17 protein-coding genes are annotated in these 19,003 nt (G+C 62.0%); 15 read left to right on the top strand and 2 right to left on the bottom strand.

What is annotated here, in order from left to right; translation table 11 throughout:
• Positions 1-49 precede the first annotated feature (49 nt).
• The 13 genes from pip to trhP all read left to right on the top strand — a co-directional run bounded on the left by pip (position 50) and on the right by trhP (position 13,881).
• Positions 50-1,021 carry a prolyl aminopeptidase gene (gene pip / locus BUC40_RS03050; RefSeq protein ID WP_073262475.1) on the top strand — a complete coding sequence of 324 codons (972 nt, stop codon included), beginning with the start codon at positions 50-52 and terminating at the stop codon, positions 1,019-1,021.
• Complete coding sequence (dtd, locus tag BUC40_RS03045) at positions 1,018-1,455, top strand: D-aminoacyl-tRNA deacylase (RefSeq protein WP_073262472.1); 438 nt, start codon at positions 1,018-1,020, stop codon at positions 1,453-1,455. The genes pip and dtd overlap by 4 nt, the downstream gene beginning before the upstream one ends.
• A 204-nt stretch (positions 1,456-1,659) precedes the next feature.
• On the top strand, positions 1,660-2,451 hold the full coding sequence (locus tag BUC40_RS03040) for a transporter substrate-binding domain-containing protein (protein ID WP_073262470.1): 792 nt from the start codon (positions 1,660-1,662) through the stop codon (positions 2,449-2,451).
• Positions 2,452-2,536: 85 nt separating this feature from the next.
• Positions 2,537-3,499 (top strand): amino acid ABC transporter permease, encoded by a 963-nt coding sequence (locus tag BUC40_RS03035; RefSeq protein ID WP_073262468.1) that lies wholly within the window; start codon positions 2,537-2,539, stop codon positions 3,497-3,499.
• Positions 3,492-4,226 carry an amino acid ABC transporter ATP-binding protein gene (locus BUC40_RS03030; protein ID WP_073263853.1) on the top strand — a complete coding sequence of 245 codons (735 nt, stop codon included), beginning with the start codon at positions 3,492-3,494 and terminating at the stop codon, positions 4,224-4,226. Before BUC40_RS03035 ends, BUC40_RS03030 begins: the two co-directional genes overlap by 8 nt.
• 189 nt (positions 4,227-4,415) lie before the next feature.
• On the top strand, positions 4,416-4,916 hold the full coding sequence (rloA2, locus tag BUC40_RS03025; protein WP_073262466.1) for a retropepsin-like aspartic peptidase RloA2: 501 nt from the start codon (positions 4,416-4,418) through the stop codon (positions 4,914-4,916).
• Positions 4,917-5,019: 103 nt separating this feature from the next.
• Positions 5,020-7,047 (top strand): methyl-accepting chemotaxis protein, encoded by a 2,028-nt coding sequence (locus tag BUC40_RS03020; RefSeq protein ID WP_073262464.1) that lies wholly within the window; start codon positions 5,020-5,022, stop codon positions 7,045-7,047.
• A 759-nt stretch (positions 7,048-7,806) separates the two neighbouring features.
• Positions 7,807-8,484, top strand: coding sequence for a two-component system response regulator CreB (gene creB / locus BUC40_RS03015; protein WP_073262461.1), 678 nt, complete (start codon positions 7,807-7,809; stop codon positions 8,482-8,484).
• Between the two features lie 31 nt (positions 8,485-8,515).
• Entirely contained in the window at positions 8,516-9,937 is a 1,422-nt protein-coding gene (creC, locus tag BUC40_RS03010) for a two-component system sensor histidine kinase CreC (RefSeq protein WP_073262459.1), read from the top strand.
• 121 nt (positions 9,938-10,058) lie between these two features.
• Complete coding sequence (locus BUC40_RS03005; RefSeq protein ID WP_073262457.1) at positions 10,059-10,496, top strand: CBS domain-containing protein; 438 nt, start codon at positions 10,059-10,061, stop codon at positions 10,494-10,496.
• Between the two features lie 169 nt (positions 10,497-10,665).
• Entirely contained in the window at positions 10,666-12,015 is a 1,350-nt protein-coding gene (gene creD, locus BUC40_RS03000) for a cell envelope integrity protein CreD (RefSeq protein WP_073262455.1), read from the top strand.
• A 43-nt stretch (positions 12,016-12,058) separates the two neighbouring features.
• On the top strand, positions 12,059-12,361 hold the full coding sequence (locus BUC40_RS02995; protein WP_073263850.1) for a hypothetical protein: 303 nt from the start codon (positions 12,059-12,061) through the stop codon (positions 12,359-12,361).
• A gap of 212 nt (positions 12,362-12,573) precedes the next feature.
• A complete protein-coding gene (gene trhP, locus BUC40_RS02990; protein ID WP_073262453.1) occupies positions 12,574-13,881 on the top strand; it encodes a prephenate-dependent tRNA uridine(34) hydroxylase TrhP in 1,308 nt (435 codons plus the stop codon).
• Positions 13,882-13,965: 84 nt separating this feature from the next.
• Here trhP and BUC40_RS02985 read toward each other — a convergent pair whose 3' ends face one another.
• Together BUC40_RS02985 and BUC40_RS02980 are read right to left on the bottom strand one after the other, a co-directional pair.
• The gene (locus tag BUC40_RS02985) at positions 13,966-14,673 is read right to left on the bottom strand and encodes a 3'-5' exonuclease (RefSeq protein ID WP_073262451.1); all 708 of its coding nucleotides are present in this window, start codon (positions 14,671-14,673) and stop codon (positions 13,966-13,968) included.
• The gene (locus BUC40_RS02980) at positions 14,670-16,601 is read right to left on the bottom strand and encodes a putative nucleotidyltransferase substrate binding domain-containing protein (RefSeq protein ID WP_073262449.1); all 1,932 of its coding nucleotides are present in this window, start codon (positions 16,599-16,601) and stop codon (positions 14,670-14,672) included. The genes BUC40_RS02985 and BUC40_RS02980 overlap by 4 nt, the downstream gene beginning before the upstream one ends.
• Positions 16,602-16,802: 201 nt before the next feature.
• On the opposite strand from BUC40_RS02980, the gene BUC40_RS02975 reads away from it, so the two are divergent.
• Both BUC40_RS02975 and BUC40_RS02970 read left to right on the top strand, forming a co-directional pair.
• The gene (locus BUC40_RS02975; protein WP_073262447.1) at positions 16,803-17,846 is read left to right on the top strand and encodes a glycoside hydrolase family 5 protein; all 1,044 of its coding nucleotides are present in this window, start codon (positions 16,803-16,805) and stop codon (positions 17,844-17,846) included.
• Between the two features lie 87 nt (positions 17,847-17,933).
• Positions 17,934-18,977, top strand: coding sequence for an acyltransferase family protein (locus BUC40_RS02970; RefSeq protein WP_073262445.1), 1,044 nt, complete (start codon positions 17,934-17,936; stop codon positions 18,975-18,977).
• Positions 18,978-19,003 lie beyond the last annotated feature (26 nt).

Here is a 19,003-nt window from a genome sequence, read left to right as displayed (position 1 = left end):
AACGTGTGGGCGGCCCGAGCCTACCTTAAATTTTCCTCAGGAGCGCACCATGCAGACGCTGTATCCGGAGATCAAACCGTACGCCCGTCATGAGCTGGCGGTAGACGCCCCGCACGTCCTTTATGTGGACGAGAGCGGCTCGGCGGATGGTCTGCCGGTGCTGTTCGTGCATGGTGGCCCTGGTGCCGGTTGCGACTCAGCGAGCCGTCGCTACTTCGATCCGAACCTGTACCGCATCGTCACCTTCGATCAGCGTGGCTGCGGCCGTTCCACGCCCCACGCCAGCCTGGAAAACAACACCACCTGGGATCTGGTTGCCGACATGGAGCGCATCCGTGAGCACCTGGGCATCGACAAATGGGTGCTGTTCGGCGGCTCCTGGGGTTCCACGCTGTCGCTGGCTTACGCCCAGGCTCACCCGGATCGCGTACATGCGCTGATCCTGCGCGGCATCTTTCTGTGCCGGCCGCAGGAATTCAAATGGTTCTACCAGGAGGGCGCCAGCCGGCTGTTCCCGGATTACTGGCAGGATTACCTGGCGCCGATTCCGGCCGAAGAACAGGGCGACCTCATGCAGGCTTTCTACAAGCGCCTGACCGGGGCGGATCAGATTGCCCAGATGCACGCCGCCAAGGCGTGGTCGTGTTGGGAAGGGCGTACCGCCACGCTGCGGCCCAACCCGCAGGTGGTCGAGCGTTTTGCCGAGAGCCTGCGCGCGCTGTCGATCGCCCGCATCGAGTGCCACTACTTCGTCAACGATGCCTTCCTCGAGCCCAATCAACTGCTGCGCGACATGCCGAAGATCGCCCATTTGCCGGGTATCATCGTGCACGGCCGCTACGATGCCATCTGCCCGCTAGACAACGCCTGGGCGCTGCATCAGGCGTGGCCGAACAGCGAACTGCAGATCATCCGCGAGGCCGGCCACGCCGCTGCAGAGCCGGGGATTGCCGATGCGCTGGTGCGCGCCGCTGACGAGATCGCCCATCGCCTGCTCGACCTGGCGCCGGACGAAGCATGAAGGCACTGCTACAGCGCGTTTCCAGCGCCCGGGTGGACGTCGCCGGTGAAACCGTCGGCGCCATCGATCAGGGCCTGCTGGTGCTGGTCGGTGTCGAGCCGCAGGACAATGAAGCCAGCTGCGCCAAGCTGCTGCACAAGCTGCTCAACTACCGGGTATTCAGCGACGAGGCAGGCAAGATGAATCTGTCGCTCAAGGATGTCGGCGGCGGCCTGTTGCTGGTCTCGCAGTTCACCCTGGCAGCCGATACTCGCAGCGGTCTGCGCCCCGGTTTCTCCACTGCCGCGCCACCTGCTCTGGGTGAGGCGCTGTTCGATCATCTGCTCGAACAGGCCCGCGCGCAGCACCCGCAAGTCGCCAGCGGGCGCTTCGGCGCCGACATGCAGGTGCATCTGGTCAACGACGGGCCGGTAACCTTCCTGCTGGAAACCTGATCGAGGCCGTTCACTGGCCTGCTTCTTGCCTCCTGAGTCGCGGCCTTGTGCTGCTGTTTGTCGCTGATCCGGTGCGTATCTCTCGCCATCGGCGGCGATCACGGTTAGCATGCCGCGCCGCCTTATCGAAGGGCCTGTCGCCTGCGCCGCACTGGTGCATGAGCCTGAGCCGGCCCACATAATCGTTTGCCTTCAGGAGCAAGAATGAAAAAGCTTGTCGCCTCACTGCTGTTATCCGTCTGCGCCTTTACCGGCATCGCCCAAGCTGGCGTCATCGACGACGCGGTCAAGCGCGGTACTCTGCGCGTAGGTATGGACCCGACCTACATGCCGTTCGAAATGACTAACAAGCGCGGCGAGATCATCGGCTTCGAAGTCGACTTGCTCAAGGCGATGACCAAGGCCATGGGCGTCAAGCTGGAGCTGGTGTCCACCTCCTATGACGGCATCATCCCGGCGCTGCTGACCGACAAGTTCGACATGATCGGCTCGGGCATGACCCTGACCCAGGAGCGCAACCTGCGCATCAACTTCTCCGAGCCCTTCATCGTGGTCGGCCAGACCCTGCTGATCCGCAAGGAGCTGGCTGACAAGGTCAAGAGCTACAAGGACCTGAACAGCGCTGACTACCGCATCACCTCGAAGATTGGCACCACCGGCGAGATGGTCGCCAAGAAGCTGATCTCCCAGGCCAAGTACAGCGGCTTCGACAACGAGCAGGAAGCGGTGATGGACGTGGTCAACGGCAAGGCCGATGCCTTCATCTATGACGCCCCGTACAACGTCGTTGCCGTTAACAAGGCCGGCGCCGGCAAGCTGGTGTTCCTCGATCAGCCGTTCACCTTCGAGCCCCTGGCTTTCGGCCTGAAGAAGGGCGACTACGACAGCATCAACTGGATCAACAACTGGCTGCACCAGATCCGCGAAGACGGCACCTACGATCGCATCCACGCCAAGTGGTTCAAGAGCACCAACTGGCTGAAAGACATGGAGTGAAGCCCCGCGGCTTCATTTCGCTACACCCGGCGCGCGGCTAGTCCGCGCGCTGTCTTGTTGGCAACTCAACGGGTAGACACTCACCGTGGCTAAACAGAAGAAAGCCCAGTGGCCCTGGCACCTGCTAACCGGTCTGATCCTGGTTCTCGGTGTTCTGGCGATCTGGTACAGCACCTCGCTGATTTCCTACGAATGGCGCTGGAATCGCGTTCCCCAGTACTTCGCCTACCACGCCGAAGAAGCGCAGCGGGCAGCTGACTACGGGCGTGTCGAAAGCGTCAGCCGCCAGGGCGACGATGCAGTTGTCACCCTGCTTGGTGACAGTGGTGAACAGCAGCAGATCACCGTGGCGAGCGACAGTCTGCAACTCAGTGACGGCGATGACGTGGCAGAAGGCGACGTGATTGGTGTCACCCGTCACTGGGCCGCCGGGCCGCTGCTTTGGGGGCTCTGGACCACCTTGTGGATATCTGTGGCCGCTGGTGTGTTTGGCTTGCTTATCGGCCTCGTCACCGGCCTCTGCAGGCTCTCGGCCAACCCGACGCTGCGCCACCTGTCGACGGTCTATGTCGAGCTGGTACGCGGCACGCCGCTGCTGGTACAGATATTCATCTTCTACTTCTTCATCGGCACGGTGCTCAACCTGTCTCGCGAATTCGCCGGTGTGGCGGCGCTGGCACTGTTTACCGGTGCTTATGTCGGCGAGATCGTGCGCGCGGGTGTGCAGTCCATCGTCCGTGGTCAGGATGAAGCCGCTCGTTCGCTGGGCCTGAGTGCAGCGCAGTCGATGCGCCACGTGATCCTGCCCCAGGCCTTCAAGCGCGTGCTGCCGCCGCTGGCCGGGCAGTTCATCAGCCTGGTCAAGGACACTTCGCTGGTCTCGGTGATCGCCATCACCGAGCTGACCAAGAGCGGCCGCGAAGCCATCACCACCTCGTTCTCCACGTTCGAGATCTGGTTCTGCGTGGCGGCCCTGTATCTGGTGATCAACCTGCCGCTGTCGCAGATCGCCAACCGCCTGGAACGGAGGCTTGCGCAAAGTGATTGAAGTCCGTGATCTGATCAAGGTATTCGACGCCCGCGGCCAGCAGGTTCGTGCCGTCGATGGCGTGACCACTCAGGTGGCACGCGGTGAAGTGCTGGTGGTTATCGGCCCGTCCGGCTCCGGCAAGTCGACCTTCCTGCGCTGCCTCAACGGCCTGGAAGAGCTGGACGAGGGGTCGGTAAGCATCGATGGCCTCGACTTGGCCAACCCCAAGACCGATATCAACGCCTACCGCCGCGAAGTCGGCATGGTGTTCCAGCACTTCAACCTGTTCCCGCACATGACCGTGCTGGAGAACCTCTGTCTGGCGCAGAAAGTGGTGCGTAAGCGCGGCAAGGCCGAGCGTGAAGCCAAGGCGCGGGCGCTGCTTGATAAGGTCGGTATCGGCCAGAAGGCCGGCGAATTTCCGTCGCGCCTCTCCGGCGGCCAGCAGCAGCGCGTGGCTATAGCCCGCGCCCTGTGCATGGATCCCAAGGTGATGCTGTTCGACGAGCCCACTTCGGCACTCGACCCGGAAATGGTCGGCGAAGTGCTCGACGTGATGAAGCAGCTTGCCGTGGAAGGCATGACCATGGTCTGCGTTACCCACGAGATGGGCTTCGCCCGTGAAGTGGCTGACCGCGTGCTGTTCTTCGATCACGGCAAACTGCTCGAGGACGCACCACCCGCCGAGTTCTTCGCCCAGCCTAAGGATCCGCGGGCTCAGGCGTTCTTGCGGCAGGTGTTGTAACAGCAAGGCTGAATACTGTGGGGCGGGCGGGGGAGCTAGTTCACGCCCGCGATTTCGCGCGCATGGCGCGCTCCCACAGGTTTCGTATCCCCCGCACCATTTTGCAAAATTTCGCACCGGCAGTTTTTCAGAACCATTCACGCACGACCCAGTCCCACTGTTCTCCATTTCATACGAGGACGTTAAGGCGTGAAAACCGTTCTAGCCCTGTTGGCCGCTGCCATCACCCTGCCTGCGATGGCTGACCAGCCGACTCTCTACGGTCGCTACGAATACATCCAGCTGCCCCAGCTCGGCCAGACCCTCAAGGCCAAGATGGACACCGGCGCCATGACCGCCTCGCTGTCTGCCCGCGATATCGAGCAGTTCGAGCGTGACGGTGAGGACTGGGTGCGTTTTCGCCTGGCCGTTGACGACGCTGACGATCAGCTCTTCGAGAAGCCCCTGGCGCGCGTCACCGAGATCAAGAACCGCGCCGAGGAAGGCAGCTCCGCCAAACCGTCCTATTCAGCGCGTCCGGTCGTCAACATGGACATCTGCCTGGGCGAGGAGCTGCGCACCATCGAGGTCAATCTTACCGACCGCAGCCATTTCGATTACCCACTGCTGATCGGCGCCAGCGCTATCCGCAAGCTGGATGCCGCCATCGACCCCTCCAACCGTTATACCGCCGAGCGGCCTAGCTGCTGATTTACAAAGCTGCGCTTCCCTTTCGTGCAGGGCGGTGTGATTCTTGCCTCGAAATGGCACATTGCCACGGCCAGTTTGCCGTGGCGCCTGTTCGAGGTGATGTATGTGGGGACTGCTCAAACCGGGTATACGCGTTCTGGAACGTGTGAGTTTTGCCCGTAAATTTCAGCTGCTGTTCGTGTTGTTCATCATTCCCCTGGCCTACGCGCTGTGGGTAATGATGAGCGGCAATCTGGAACGCATCGCGGTTCTAAGTGCCGAAGTCGACGGTATGCGGGGCGTTCAAGCGCTCGGTGCGGTCGAACAGGAGTTGCACGAGCAGCGTTTGTTGCTCGCGCGCTGGAAGGGCAATGACAAGGCCGCTGAGGCCTTGTTGCGCGAGCGCAGCAGCAAGCTTGGCGAAGCGCTGAGTGCCGCCACCGAGCAGGTGAAGCTGACGCCAAGCGAGGAAACCAGTCGACAGCTCGATGCTCTGCAAGCCTCGGTGGCTGAACTCGACCTCGCTGTACTGGGTAAAATGGCCCTGCTCGATGCACTTGAGCGTTACCAAAAAACACTCTCCGTACTCACCGTGCTACGCGAGCAGGTCGCCACCGACAGCGGGCTGATTCTCGATCCCTTCCTCGACACCTACTTGATGATGGAGCAGCTGACGCAGACCCTGCCGCGGCTGTCGGACAACCTGGGCAACTTCGCTAGCCAGGGGTACGGCTCACTGGTGGCCCAGCATTTCACGCTGCAGAACCGCGTGGCGATACGCGATTTGCGCCGCTCGCTGGAACAAGCTGGTGCACAGATCGCTAAGTCGCGCACCGCTTTGCAGCAGGCGTCGCCGCGGGCCATGCAAACCCTGCAGCAGCCCTACGCTCAGGTTGAGGAGGGCTTGCAGAAGTTTCTTGCCGAGGTTGATCGCGACATGTTCGAGGCCAGCCCAATGGTGCTGCAGCCTGCGCAGTTCGTGCAGGATGTTCAGGCCTTGCAGGGCAACGTGAAAGGCCTGCGACAGGCGGTATTCGAGCAGTTCAATGCCAACATTGATGACTACCAGGGCAACGCCCGGCAGGACATGTTGCACACCACGCTGATCTTCACGGTGCTGACGTTGCTAGCGCTGTATCTGCTGCTATGTCTGAACGCCTCTATTCGCCGTAGTACCGCCGGGATCATCAAGGCCGCCGAAGGCCTGCGTGACGGCGACTTGCGGGTGCGCATGCAGGTGCATGGCGCCGATGATCTGGCGGCGATCTCTACTGCACTTAATACCGCAGTCGTGCAGTTGCGCGATTCCATCCATGGCGTCGGTCGCGAAGGGCAGAGCCTCGATGAAACCGTGCATAATCTGGGTAGCCAGGCCTCCACTTCGCTGAGCGCGGTCGAGCAGCAGCAGGCGCAGATGAGCCAGATCGCCACGGCTGCTACACAGATGGCAGCGACCGCGCAAAGCGTGGCGCAGAGCTGCGAGCAGGCCGCCCAGGAAGCCGGGCAGACCCGCGAGATTGCCAACCTGAGCAACCAGCGCAGCGCGAAAACCAGTGCCAGCATGCGTCAGCTCAGCGAGCGTCTTGCTGGCAGCGCACAAACCTTGCAGAAGCTGCGTCAGCAGACCGAGCAGATCACCCGCGTGGTCGATGTGATCAAGGGCATCGCCGAGCAGACCAACCTACTGGCGCTCAACGCTGCCATTGAAGCAGCGCGTGCCGGCGAGCAGGGCCGTGGTTTTGCGGTGGTCGCTGACGAGGTGCGTTCGCTGTCGCAACGCACCCAGAACTCCACCGCGGAGATCGCCCAGACCGTTGCTGACCTGCACAAGGTCGTTGGCCAGTCCGTCGCCGAGATGGAGCAGGCCATGCACCAGGCCGAAGGTGATGTGGACAACGTGCTGGCGATGAGCGCGGATCTCGACGGTATTGTCGAATCGGTGCAGCGAGTCAGCGACCGCCTGGCGCAGATCGCTACCGCTGCCGAGCAACAGGCGGCTACGGCAGACGAGGTGAGCGGCAATATCCAGCAAGTCGATCAGGCGGCCAGCGAATTGCTCGACGGTGCGCGGATGGTCAGCGACGCCTGTGAACAACTGCGTCGTGGCAGCGAAACCCTGTCGCGCAACACCCGGCGCTTCCAGGTCGATTGATCCCTTCGGTGCCACTGTTCAAAAAATGCACGAACCCTTGCAGGCCACGCGATTGCTGGCCTGCAAGGGTTCATACCATTGTTGTCCACAGCTTCGTCCACTTGTTCTGTGAACGAAACCGGCGCGCTATAAACGCTTGCCATATCTCCGCACGGACAGACTAAAAGTCAAGCAATACAGCGGGTTGTAGAGCCTGTTGCGCTTGCTGATCAAGAACTGTGCAATGCGTTACAGGCCTTAGCTGGCAAGCGCTGCACGCCTTGATCCAAGGCTTATCCACAGAATCTTCCACCGCAATTGTGTATAGCCGTCCTTGCGGAGCGTTAGCGTGGGGCATTTCTCGTCAGGAATCTCCGATCTTGTGATCTCTAGATTTTGTCTTACATAACTGGTTAAAAAGTGAGCAGAAGGCTGCAGGCCATAAGTCGCGGGTGACTTAGCGAGTCATGCAAGGTTTATCCACAGAGTGCTCCACGTGTTCTGTGCATGACCTTTCGATTTTTTGTGCATAAAGCGCTATTGACAGAAAATCATTTGATAACAGTGGGTTGTCTCTACTAATGATGTGGATAACGCACTGATTAAATAGTGATCTACTGGCCTCAGGCCGCGTTTTCACTGGTGTGCAGCGCTTCATGCCGAGCTTATCCACAGAATCATCCACGCCTTTTGTGCACGAAAGCCGAGGCGATCAACCTATTGACGCTGATCCCGGCCTGAATCAGGCTCCGCAACCCACGTGCCGCAAGGATGCCAACCATGGCGACCATCCTGATCGTCGAAGATGAAGCCGCAATCGCCGACACCCTGGTGTATGCCCTGCAAGCCGAAGGCTTTACCACCCGTTGGTCGACGCTGGCCGGCGAAGCGCTGACGCTGCTGGAGTGCGAGGCCTTCGACCTGGTGATTCTCGATGTCGGACTGCCGGATATCAGCGGCTTCGAAGCCTGCAAGCGGCTGCGGCGATTCTCCGACGTGCCGGTGATGTTTCTGACTGCGCGCAATGACGAGATCGACCGCGTGGTCGGCCTGGAAATCGGTGCCGATGATTATGTGGTCAAGCCCTTCAGCCCCCGTGAAGTGGCGGCACGTGTGAAAGCCATTCTCAAGCGAATGAGCCCTCGCGAGGCGCCTCCCAAGCCTGCCGAAGGCCCCTTCCGGCTTGATAGCGAGCGGGTGCGCATCGACTATCACGGCCAGCCCCTGAGCCTGACGCGTCTTGAGTTTCAACTGCTGCAATGTCTGCTTGGCCAGCCCGAGCGCGTGTTCAGCCGCGAGCAGTTGCTCGATGCCCTTGGCGTGGCGGCTGATGTGGGCTACGAGCGCAATATCGACAGCCATATCAAAAGCCTGCGCGCCAAGCTGCGGCAGATTGCGCCGCAGGCCGAGCCTATCCAGACCCACCGTGGCATCGGCTACAGCCTGAAGCTGGAGTAGGGCCGATGCCCTACATTGAGGAGAGTCGCTGATGCCGCTCGGTGTACGTATTTTCCTGGCCTATTTCCTGTTCGTCGGGCTGTCCGGCTGGTTCGTGCTCAGCACGGTAATGGATGAAATCCGTCCGGGCGTGCGCCAGTCCACCGAGGAAACCCTGGTCGACACCGCACATTTGCTGGCGGTGCTTTTGCGTGAGGACGTGCGCGAAGGTCGACTCGCCCAAGGTCAGTTGCCAGAGCTACTCAAGGCCTACGGCCAGCGCCAACCCGGCGCGCAGATCTGGGGCGTGGCGAAGAACCAGGTCAACCACCGCATCTATGTCACCGACGCCAACGGCATCGTGCTGCTCGACTCCAGCGGTCTAGCGGTGGGGCAGGACTATTCGCGCTGGAACGACGTCTATCTGACCCTGCACGGCCGCTATGGCGTGCGCTCGACCCGTGAAGACCCAGAAGACCCGGACTCTTCGGTTATGTATGTGGCCGCGCCAATCGTCGACGGTGAGCGCATTCTCGGTGTGGTGTCGGTGGCCAAGCCCAACCGTACGCTGCAGCCTTATATCGAGCGCTCGCAGCGGCGCCTCGGCTGGCTGGGCGCCGGGCTGATCGGCCTGGGTTTGTTGGTTGGCGGCTTGCTCAGTTGGTGGCTCAGCGGCTCGCTGCGCCGTTTGACCCGTTATGCACAGGCCGTAAGCGAAGGGCAGCGCGCCGAGCTGCCCCAGGTGCGTGGCGGCGAACTTGGCCAACTGGCCCAGGCGGTGGAGCGCATGCGTACCGAGCTGGAGGGCAAGGCTTACGTCGAGCGTTACGTGCACACCCTGACCCACGAACTGAAGAGCCCGCTGGCGGCGATTCGCGGCGCCGCTGAGTTGCTGGAGGCCGATATGCCCGAGGCCCAGCGCCAGCGTTTCGTGGCCAATATCAGTGAGGAGGGCGAACGTCTGCAGAACTTGATCGAACGCCTGCTGCACCTGGCGCAGGTCGAGCAGCGCCAGGGCCTTGAGGAGCGCGTCGCCGTGTCGCTGCAACCCATGATCGACGAGCTGGTGCACGCCCAGATGGCGCGCATCGAACAGCGCCAGGTGTATGTGGATAACCGGGTGGACGCCTCACAAACGTTGCTCGGCGAACGCTTTCTGCTGCGTCAGGCATTGAGCAATTTGCTCGATAATGCCCTGGACTTCACCCCGCCTGGCGGGTTGATCCGTTTTTCCAGTCAGGTCGATGAGGGGGCCGTGCAACTGTGCTTGTTCAACCAGGGGCCAACGATTCCTGACTACGCCCTGCCGCGCCTGACCGAGCGCTTCTACTCGCTGGCGCGGCCGACTACCGGGCGCAAGAGCACTGGCCTGGGACTCAATTTCGTGCAAGAAGTAGCTAGCCTGCATGAGGCGAGCCTGAGCATCGCCAACGTCCACGGTGGCGTGGAGGTGCGCCTCAGCTTCCCGCGCTAAGCGCCGTGGCTGCGACCTTAGTGATGCTGGCGGCGACTTGTCGCAAACACGATTCGTACAGATGCCCGCACTTTGGCTATTCTGAAGCCCCTCGCCAATCTACCGGGACAGGAAGACGCGCATGAAAAAGACCGTAGCTGAAGTGCTGAAGAGCAAACCGATTTCCAACGTATATAGCGTCACGCCTGACAGCAGCGTGTTCGCGGCGATGAAACTGATGGCCGAGAAGGGTATTGGCGCCTTGGTGGTGCTCGAGGGCGAGCGACTGGCCGGCATCGTCAGCGAGCGTGACTACGTGCGCAAGGTCGCGGTGCAGGAGCGTTCGCCAGCCAACCTGAAAGTCAGCGACATCATGACCGGCAAGGTCATTACCGTGACACCAGGCGAAGATGCCCGGCATTGCATGGAGCTGATGACCAATGGTCGTCTACGCCATTTGCCCGTCGTCGAAGACGGCCGCCTGATCGGCCTGCTGTCGATCGGTGACCTGGTCAAGGACATCATCAGCCACCAGGAAAACCTGATCCAGCATCTGGAACAGTACATTCGCGGCGAATGATTCAGCGGCTGCACGAGCGCCCGCTTTGCCAGGTCATCAGCCACTGACCTGGCCCCGCAGGGTTCCATAATCCCCCGTAAATCCCCACACAAACTCCATCTGCGCTCCATGCTGCCTCCACCGGGCCTGGCCAGACTGCGTGCATCCCAACTGCACGGAGCGCTGTGCCATGAACCGAAGCCTGCTATTCAAACTGGGCACCATTGCCCTGTTGATTCTGCTGTTGATGATTCCCCTGTTGTTGATCGATGGCCTGGTCAACGAGCGCCAAGGTGCGCGCGATGATGTGCTGCGCGATATCGCCCGCAGCTCCAGCTATGCCCAGCAGGTCACCGGGCCGATCATGGTGGTGCCGTATCGCAAGAAGGTGCTGACCTGGAAAACCCGCAAGGACAGCGAGGAGCGCTATCAGGAAGAGTCCATCGAGCATGGGCGTCTGTACTTTCTGCCGGAGCGTTTCGTGCTCGACGGTGATGTGCGCACCGAGTTGCGTTACCGCGGCATCTACCAGGCGCGCCTGTACCACAGCGATAGCCAGATAAACGGCGAGTTCAAGGTGCCGGCCAATTACGGCATCGTTGACGTCGATGCCTACTGGTTTGGCGAGCCGTTCATTGCCGTTGGCATCAGCGATGTGCGTGGCATCGGCAACGACCTCAAGTTGCAGCTCAATGGAGCGAGCCTGAGTTTCGAGCCCGGCAGTGGTGACGACAGTTTCGGCAGCGGTGTGCACGTGGCACTGCCAGCACATGACCGTCGCGATGAGCAGACCTATACCTTCGCCTTCGACCTGAAACTGCAAGGCACCGAGCAACTGAGCATCACCCCGGTTGGCCGCGAGAGCCAGGTGACGCTGCGTTCGGACTGGCCGCACCCGAGTTTCGTCGGAGAGTTCCTGCCGAGCCAGCGTGAAGTGAGCGAGCAGGGCTTTACCGCCAAGTGGCAGACCAGCTTCTTCGCTACCGACATGGAAGATGCTCTGAGCAGTTGCGTCAGCGGTTCCTGTTCGGCGATGCAGAGCCGTGCGTTCGGCGTGAGCTTCATCGATCCGGTGGACCAGTACCTCAAGGCTGACCGAGCGATCAAATATGCGCTGCTGTTCATCACCCTGACCTTCGCCGTGTTCTTTCTCTTCGAAGTGCTCAAGCGTATGGCCGTGCACCCGGTGCAATACGCCTTGGTGGGTTTGTCGATGGCGCTGTTTTACCTGCTGTTGCTGTCGCTTTCCGAGCACCTGGGCTTCGCGGTCGCTTACGGTTTGTCCGCACTGGGCTGTGTGGCGCTGAACACCTTCTACGTCAGTAGCGTGTTGCGCAGTTGGCTGCGCGGGGCGCTCTTCGGCGTCTTGCTGGCGGCCCTGTATGGCCTGCTGTACGGCCTGCTGAGTGCGGAGGACTACGCCCTGCTGATGGGCTCGCTGCTGGTATTCGGCGTGCTGGGCTGCGTGATGGTGCTGACCCGCAAGCTCGACTGGTACGGCGTCGGCCGCCCCGCCAGCAGCGCAACCACCGCTTCCTGACCCTTGCCGGGGCGTGCCAGGCGCACGCCCCATGGAGATCGCCATGCGCGTGCTACTGCAATTTTCTGCCTGTTTCTTCCTCGGCCTGTGCATCGCCGGTGTGCTGCTGATCGCCATGATGTTCGTGGGTCGTTTCGACTGGATCGAACTGATGATGCTCACCGGCTGGCCGTTCGCTCAGCTGGGTTTGCACCTGTTGCCCGAGCCGTTCTGGAACAGCCTGACCGGAGTGACCGATGCCGCCGCCAACAGCTCGGTGCAATCGTTCCTGCAACTGTGCGTGGCCATGGCACAGGTCGCCCTGCTGTTCGCCCTGGGCTTCTTTCGCCTCTGGTACCGGCGATGAGCGGGCGTGTCGGGCTGCGCGAGGAGCGCAGCGCAGGGCGGCAATTGGCACGCTGCATCGCGCGGTTGTTCCCTGCGCCGTGCTCGGTTCGCTACGATGGCCGCCGGTCGCTGGAGCAGGTCGGGCCGGCGTCGTCATAGACCTGGATCAATGGATGGGCGGGCCGGGATCTCTAGAATCGCCGGCCCCGTTTTTTGCGAGTCCGTTGCTCCATGTCCAGTCAACCGTTTCGCTCCGAACTGCTGTCACCGGCCGGCAGCCTGAAGAACATGCGTTACGCCTTCGCATATGGCGCCGATGCGGTGTACGCCGGGCAGCCGCGCTACAGTCTGCGGGTACGCAACAACGAGTTCGACCACGCCAACCTGGCCCAGGGCATCCGCGAGGCCCACACGCTTGGCAAGCGCTTCTACGTGGTGGTCAACATCGCCCCGCACAACGCCAAGTTGAAGACCTTTCTCGACGACCTGCAGCCGGTAATCGACATGGCGCCGGACGCGCTGATCATGTCCGACCCCGGGCTGATCATGCTGGTGCGCGGCCGTTATCCACAGATGCCAGTCCACCTCTCGGTTCAGGCCAACGCAGTGAACTGGGCCAGTGTGGCGTTCTGGCAGGGCCAGGGCCTGACACGGGTGATCCTGTCGCGGGAGTTGTCGCTCGGCGAGATCGAGGAAATCCGCACCCAGGTGCCGGACATGGAGCTGGAAGTGTTCGTCCACGGCGCGCTGTGCATGGCATATTCGGGGCGCTGCCTGCTGTCCGGCTACCTCAACCGCCGCGACCCCAACCAGGGCGCCTGCACCAACGCCTGTCGCTGGCAGTACGACGTGAAAGCGGCAAGCGAGAACGAGCTGGGCGAGATCGTTCGTGTGATCGAGCCGACCCTGGGCATCGGTGCGCCGAGTGAGCAGGTGTTCGTGCTCGAAGATGGCGAGCAGCAGATGCCGGTGTTCGAGGACGAGCACGGCACCTACATCATGAACTCACGCGACCTGCGCGCTGTGCAGCATGTCGAGAGACTGGTGAGGATGGGCGTGCACTCGCTGAAGATCGAAGGGCGTACCAAATCCCATTACTACTGCGCGCGCACCGCTCAGGTGTACCGCCAGGCCATCGACGACGCCGTGGCGGGCCGGCCCTTCGACCGCAGCCTGATGAACAGTCTGGAGTCGCTGGCGAACCGAGGTTACACCGAGGGCTTTCTGCGTCGCCACGTGCATGACGAGTACCAGAACTATCAACACGGCAGCTCGCTGTCCGATCGCCAGCAGTTCGTCGGTGAGCTGACTGGCGAGCGCCGTGGAGAGTTGGCTGAAGTGCGGGTGAAGAATCGCTTCGCGTTGGGCGACGGCATGGAGCTGATGACGCCCCAAGGCAATTTGCGCTTTACCCTGGAGCACCTTGAGAACCGCGCAGGTGAATCGATCAGCGTGGCGCCCGGCGATGGGCATGTGGTGTATCTGCCGGTGCCGCCCGAAGTGGATCTGCGCTTTGCGCTGCTGATGCGCGACTTGTAGTGCGGCGTTGCCCTTCCTGGATATCGCTGCGCTCAACGCAGTCTACGAACCGGCAAACAATTCCATGCCCGGAACGGGTTGTGACTAGAGCGAATGTCCCTGCAATCGCTGCCGCCAGCTCTTCAGGCGCTGCTCCAGCGCCTTGAGGCTGTCGATCTGTTGTTTGCGAGCACGGCTGAACAGGATCAGGGCCAGCTCGGCAGTCACTAGGGCATCGGCGCTGGCGTTGTGGCGCCTGCCGACCTGCAGGCCGAAGTGCCGGGTCCAGTCGTCCAGGCCGCCGTTGCGGATATCCGCCTGGGGGCAGAGCATCGGCGCCAGCTCGGCAGCGTCGAAGAAGGTGTGGCGCAGGCGCAGGTTGAGGGTGTCCTTCAGAGCGCGGGCGAGCATGTGCTGGTCGAAGCCGGCGTGAAAGGCCAGCAGCGGGCTGTCGCCGAGAAACTCCATGAACGCCAGCAAGGCTTCGGCCGGCTCGATGCCGGCGGCGATGTCGCTGGGCGCCAGGCCGTGGATCAGCACGCTCGCGCTGACGGTATGGCCGTCGCGGTGCAGGGTGCATTCGAACTGTTCACCGAGCCTGATGGCTCCGCCGTCGATAACCACCGCGCCAATCGACAGCACCTGATCGCGTTTGAGATCCAGGCCGCTGGTTTCCAGATCGACTACTACCAAGCGCTGCTGCGCCAACGGCGTTTCATCAGGCGCCTGGGGCGTTGGCAGGGCCGTACAGCGTTGTTGCTGGTCGTCGGGCAGGGCGGTGCGGCGGCGCGTCAGCCAGTCGAGTGCGTTCATAGTTGGTAGCGTAACCCCAGGCTGGTTTGCAGCCGCTGGGCCTGACGGAAGGACTCACGCAGGATGCGCCGATCCAAATGGTTGAGGCTGTCCGGGTCGAGGCGGTTGGAGTAAGGCTGGCCCTGGCGCGCCTGTAACTGGTGCTGTTGCAGGCGCGTCTGCTGGATGAAGTGGTAGGCCTCCTCGTAAGCGGCACCGTCCAGCGTGTCGATCACTCCGCGCTCGCTCAGCTCGCGCAGGCGTTGTTGGGTGTTGCAGGCTTTGATGCCGTGGGCCAGCGCCAGCAGGCGGGCGCCGTCGACGAAGGGTGTGAGGCCCTGGGACTTGAGATCCAGGGTGTCCTTCTCGGCGCCACGCCGGGCCACCACGAAATCTCTGAAGCGCCCCACGGGCGGGCGCTGACGCAGCGCGTTCTCGGCCATCATGCGTTGGAAAAGGCGGTTGTCGGCGATCTGCCCGAGCAACTCGTCACGCAGCTTTTCACAGCCGCTGGCGTCGCCCCAGACGGTGCGCAGGTCGAAGTAGATGGTCGATGCCAGCAGGTTTTCCGGCGAGGCTTCGCGCACGAAACCGGCGAAGCGTTTCGACCACTCCTGCCGTGACAGGCACAGCTGCGGGTTGCCGGCCATGATGTCGCCTTTGCACAGGGTGAAGCCGCAGCGCGCCAGGCGCTGGTTTATCTCCATGGCCAGCGGCAGCAGGCGGCCACGAATCGCCGCGGCTTCGACGTTATCGCTGGCCTCGAACAGAATGCCGTTGTCCTGATCGGTGTGCAGGGTCTGTTCGCGCCGGCCTTCGCTGCCGAAGCATAGCCAGGTGAACGGTACGCCCGGGTCGCCCAAATCTTCGAGCGTCAGCTCGATTACCCGGCATACGGTGTGGTCGTTGAGCAGGGTGACGATATGGGTGATCTGGCTGGAGCTGGCGCCGTGGGCAAGCATGCGGTCGACCAGTTGGCGGATGTCTTCGCGCAGCGAGGCGAGGGTTTCAACCCGGCCGGCGTGGCGAATGGTGCGTGCCAGGTGCACCAGGTCGACGCGCTGCAGGGAGAACAGGTCGCGTTCGGAGACCACGCCGCACAGCTTGCCCTGTTCCACCAGGCAGACGTGGGCGATATGCCGCTCGGTCATGGCGATGGCGGCGTCAAAGGCGCTGGCGTTCGGTGGCAGGTGAAACGGCGCCTGGGTCATGAGGCTGCTGATCGGTTGTTCCAGGGAACTGCCATCGGCCACCGCGCGGCGCAGGTCGCGAAGGGTGAAGATGCCTTGCGGACGCAGGCCGGTGTCGACGATGACGATGCTGCCGACCTGCCCTTCGTGCATCAGCCGTACGGCGTCGCGCAGCGGCATTTGCGGGGCGCAGGAAATCGGTTGGCGCATCGCCAGTTCGCCCAGACGGGTGTCGAGCGAATATTGCGAACCGAGGGTTTCCACGGCGCGCATCTGCACCTGCTGATTCACTTGGTCGAGCAGGCTGCTGACGCCGCGCAGGGCGAAATCACGCAAGGGTGTGGACTGGGTGAACAGTCGCGTGAAGGCGGCTTTATCCAGCAGCAGGCAAAAAGTGTCTTCGGCGGCCAGGTGCGCGGTGCGGGTAGCGCGCTCGCCGATCAGCGCGGCCATGGGAAAGCATTCGCCGCTGGTGATCTCGAAAGTAGTCTCGGTGCCGCGGCGTGCCGAGTGCGGGCGCTGGCCATGCACGCGGCCCTGCTTGACGATGTACAGGTGCTGAACCGGGCCGTCATCGGGATGGATGATCACTTCGTCTTCGCCGTAGAAACGCAGCTGGCAGTGCTCCACAAAGTAGGCGAGGTGAGCGCTGTCCATCTGGTTGAAGGGCGGGAATTTCTGCAGAAACTCCATGGTGCCGTGGACGTTCTGGCGTATCGCCGTTTTGCCGGCTTGGACGAAATCGTCGGCTGGTTTCATCGCGCATGTTCCCTTTTGTTCTTGTGGCGCCATGGTGGCGGCCTGCGCCGTGAATCGACATAGGACGTAAGTCTAGGCGACAGGTTGCCGGGTCAATTATGCCGGCCTGCGGTGAACCTCTCACGTCTGCTGACGTCCTGATGTGTCTGAGACGCGTTTTTCAGGCAGCCCCCTTCCAAGCAAAGAGAGGAGACCTCACCCATGAGTGGAAGCATTCTGCGTCACGCCGTGGCGCTCGGCACCAGCATCCTATTGAGTTGCGGCGTCGCCAGCGCACAAAGCAAGCCGGTCGAGCTGATCGGCATCAACGTCGCGGGCGCGGGATTCGCCAGCTCGGTGCTTCCCGGTAAGCACGGCACCAACTTCTTCTTCCCGCCAAAAGGCTATTACGAGAAGTGGCAGCAGAAGGGCATCAGCTGGGTGCGCTTCTCCTTCATCTGGGAGCGGCTGCAGCCCAAAGCCAATGGCGAGTTTGACGAGGGCTACGCCAAGCTGATCGACAAGACCCTCGATGAAGCGCAACAGGCCGGCATCGAGGTGATGCTCGACGTGCACAACTATGGCCGCTACTACGGCAAGGTGATCGGCACCGACGACGTACCGATTTCCGCTTACCAGAATCTGATGGAACGCATCGCCAAGCGCTGGGGAAAGCACCCGGCCGTATATTCCTACGACCTGATGAACGAGCCCCATGGCGCGGCCAACAAGTTCTGGCCGCAGGTGGCCCAGGCCGGTATCGACGGCGTGCGCAAGTACGATTCGAAGAACGACATCTACGTCGAAGGCGCCGAGTATTCATCCTCGTTGCGCTGGCCCAAGCTCAACGACAACCTGCTCGACTTGAAGGATCCGGCCGACAAGCTGATCTATTCGGCGCACATGTACGTCGACCCGGATGCCAGCGGCCTCTACAAGACTGCCCTGGCGGCCAATCTGGATCCGCAGATTGGCGTCAAACGCATCGAGCCCTTCGTCAACTGGCTGATCGAGCACAACAAGAAGGGCCATATCGGCGAGTTTGGTGTGCCGGCAGAAGACGAGAGCGGCCTCAAGGCGCTGGACCAGACGCTCGCCTATCTGCAGAAGCACTGCATCCCCTTCGCCTATTGGGCGGCCGGGCCGTCGTGGGGCAAAAACAAGCTATCCGTCGAGCCGGTCAAGGGTGTGGATCGCCCGCAATGGGCGGTGTTGAAGAAGTATCTGGGGGGCGGCAAATGCACCAGCATCGGGCCGGGAACCTGATGCACAGGTTGACGCTCTGATCAGCGTGGCGGCGCCTGTGTCGCCGCCATCGCCTCTCACGTCGTACCTGATCTCAAGGATGCATGCATGACAAACCGCAATCTATGGGTGGATTACGCCAAGGCCATCGGCATCCTCCTGGTGGTCTATGGCCATGTGGTGCGCGGTTTGCTCAACGGCGGCATCATCACTGAAAACACCGACTTCCACTGGCTGGTGGACAGCATCATCTACACCTTCCACATGCCACTGTTCTTCTTCCTGTCCGGCTTGTTCTTCTGGCATTCGCTGAACAGCCGCGGCAGTACCGGACTGTTCTGCAACAAGATCGACACCATTTTCTACCCCTTCGTACTCTGGTCGCTGCTGCAAGGCACCATCGAAGTGGTGCTGGCGCGCTACACCAATGGTGGCGTCGGCATGAACGAAGTGCTGGCGCTGCTGTGGTCTCCACGGGCGCAGTTCTGGTTCCTGTATGCATTGTTCGCCGCGTTCTGCCTGGCGATTCTGCTGTACCGCAGCTTCTCGACCCGCGCCTTCCTGCCGCTGCTGGTACTCAGCGCGCTGTTCTACCTGTTACAGCAGTGGACGCCCCGCGTGGCGGCGCTGGTGTTCCTGGCGCAGAACTTCGTGTTTTTCGCCCTTGGCATCTGGTTTAACCAAGTGCGCGGCAGCATCGAGCCCCGTGCATCGGCTGTGGCGCTGGGCAGCGGTTTGGCTTTCGTGGTGGCGCAGTACGTGTTCCACGGCCCGCTGGGCCTGACCTACGCGGATCGCGGCGCGGCGTCGCTGGTGGTGGCCTTTATCGGCATTCTGTTCACCGTCAGCCTGTGCATGGTACTGGCGCGCCGGCCGGTGGGTTGGATGCTGACGCTTGGCGCGTTGTCGATGCCGATCTTCCTGATGCACATCCTGGCCGGCAGTGGCGCACGGGTGATTCTCAACAAGTTTCTGGGCATCAACGACGACACCCTGCACATCGTCATCGGTTGCCTGGCTGGCGTGCTGCTGCCGATCATCGCCGCGAAGATTCTCGAGGCACTGGGCATCAACTGGCTGTACGAAATGCCAAAGCGCTTTTCGGTCTATCGCTGGCAGCAACGCCGCGTGGCGGTGCAGCCGGCAGGATAAGAGTCCGGGATGGCGCCGGCTCTGCT

This window comes from Phytopseudomonas punonensis (assembly GCF_900142655.1).
Lineage (GTDB): Bacteria > Pseudomonadota > Gammaproteobacteria > Pseudomonadales > Pseudomonadaceae > Aquipseudomonas > Aquipseudomonas punonensis.
This window is presented reverse-complemented; position numbering and strand designations above follow the sequence as displayed.

Coding starts and splice junctions, on each gene's coding strand:
- BUC40_RS03040 (WP_073262470.1), top strand. CDS start 1,660: ATGAAAAAGCTTGTCGCCTCACTGCTGTTATCCGTCTGCGCCTTTACC.
- BUC40_RS02975 (WP_073262447.1), top strand. CDS start 16,803: ATGAGTGGAAGCATTCTGCGTCACGCCGTGGCGCTCGGCACCAGCATC.
- BUC40_RS03020 (WP_073262464.1), top strand. CDS start 5,020: ATGTGGGGACTGCTCAAACCGGGTATACGCGTTCTGGAACGTGTGAGT.
- trhP (WP_073262453.1), top strand. CDS start 12,574: ATGTCCAGTCAACCGTTTCGCTCCGAACTGCTGTCACCGGCCGGCAGC.
- creC (WP_073262459.1), top strand. CDS start 8,516: ATGCCGCTCGGTGTACGTATTTTCCTGGCCTATTTCCTGTTCGTCGGG.
- pip (WP_073262475.1), top strand. CDS start 50: ATGCAGACGCTGTATCCGGAGATCAAACCGTACGCCCGTCATGAGCTG.
- BUC40_RS02985 (WP_073262451.1), bottom strand. CDS start 14,673: ATGAACGCACTCGACTGGCTGACGCGCCGCCGCACCGCCCTGCCCGAC.
- BUC40_RS02970 (WP_073262445.1), top strand. CDS start 17,934: ATGACAAACCGCAATCTATGGGTGGATTACGCCAAGGCCATCGGCATC.
- dtd (WP_073262472.1), top strand. CDS start 1,018: ATGAAGGCACTGCTACAGCGCGTTTCCAGCGCCCGGGTGGACGTCGCC.
- creD (WP_073262455.1), top strand. CDS start 10,666: ATGAACCGAAGCCTGCTATTCAAACTGGGCACCATTGCCCTGTTGATT.
- BUC40_RS02995 (WP_073263850.1), top strand. CDS start 12,059: ATGCGCGTGCTACTGCAATTTTCTGCCTGTTTCTTCCTCGGCCTGTGC.
- BUC40_RS02980 (WP_073262449.1), bottom strand. CDS start 16,601: ATGAAACCAGCCGACGATTTCGTCCAAGCCGGCAAAACGGCGATACGC.
- BUC40_RS03005 (WP_073262457.1), top strand. CDS start 10,059: ATGAAAAAGACCGTAGCTGAAGTGCTGAAGAGCAAACCGATTTCCAAC.
- creB (WP_073262461.1), top strand. CDS start 7,807: ATGGCGACCATCCTGATCGTCGAAGATGAAGCCGCAATCGCCGACACC.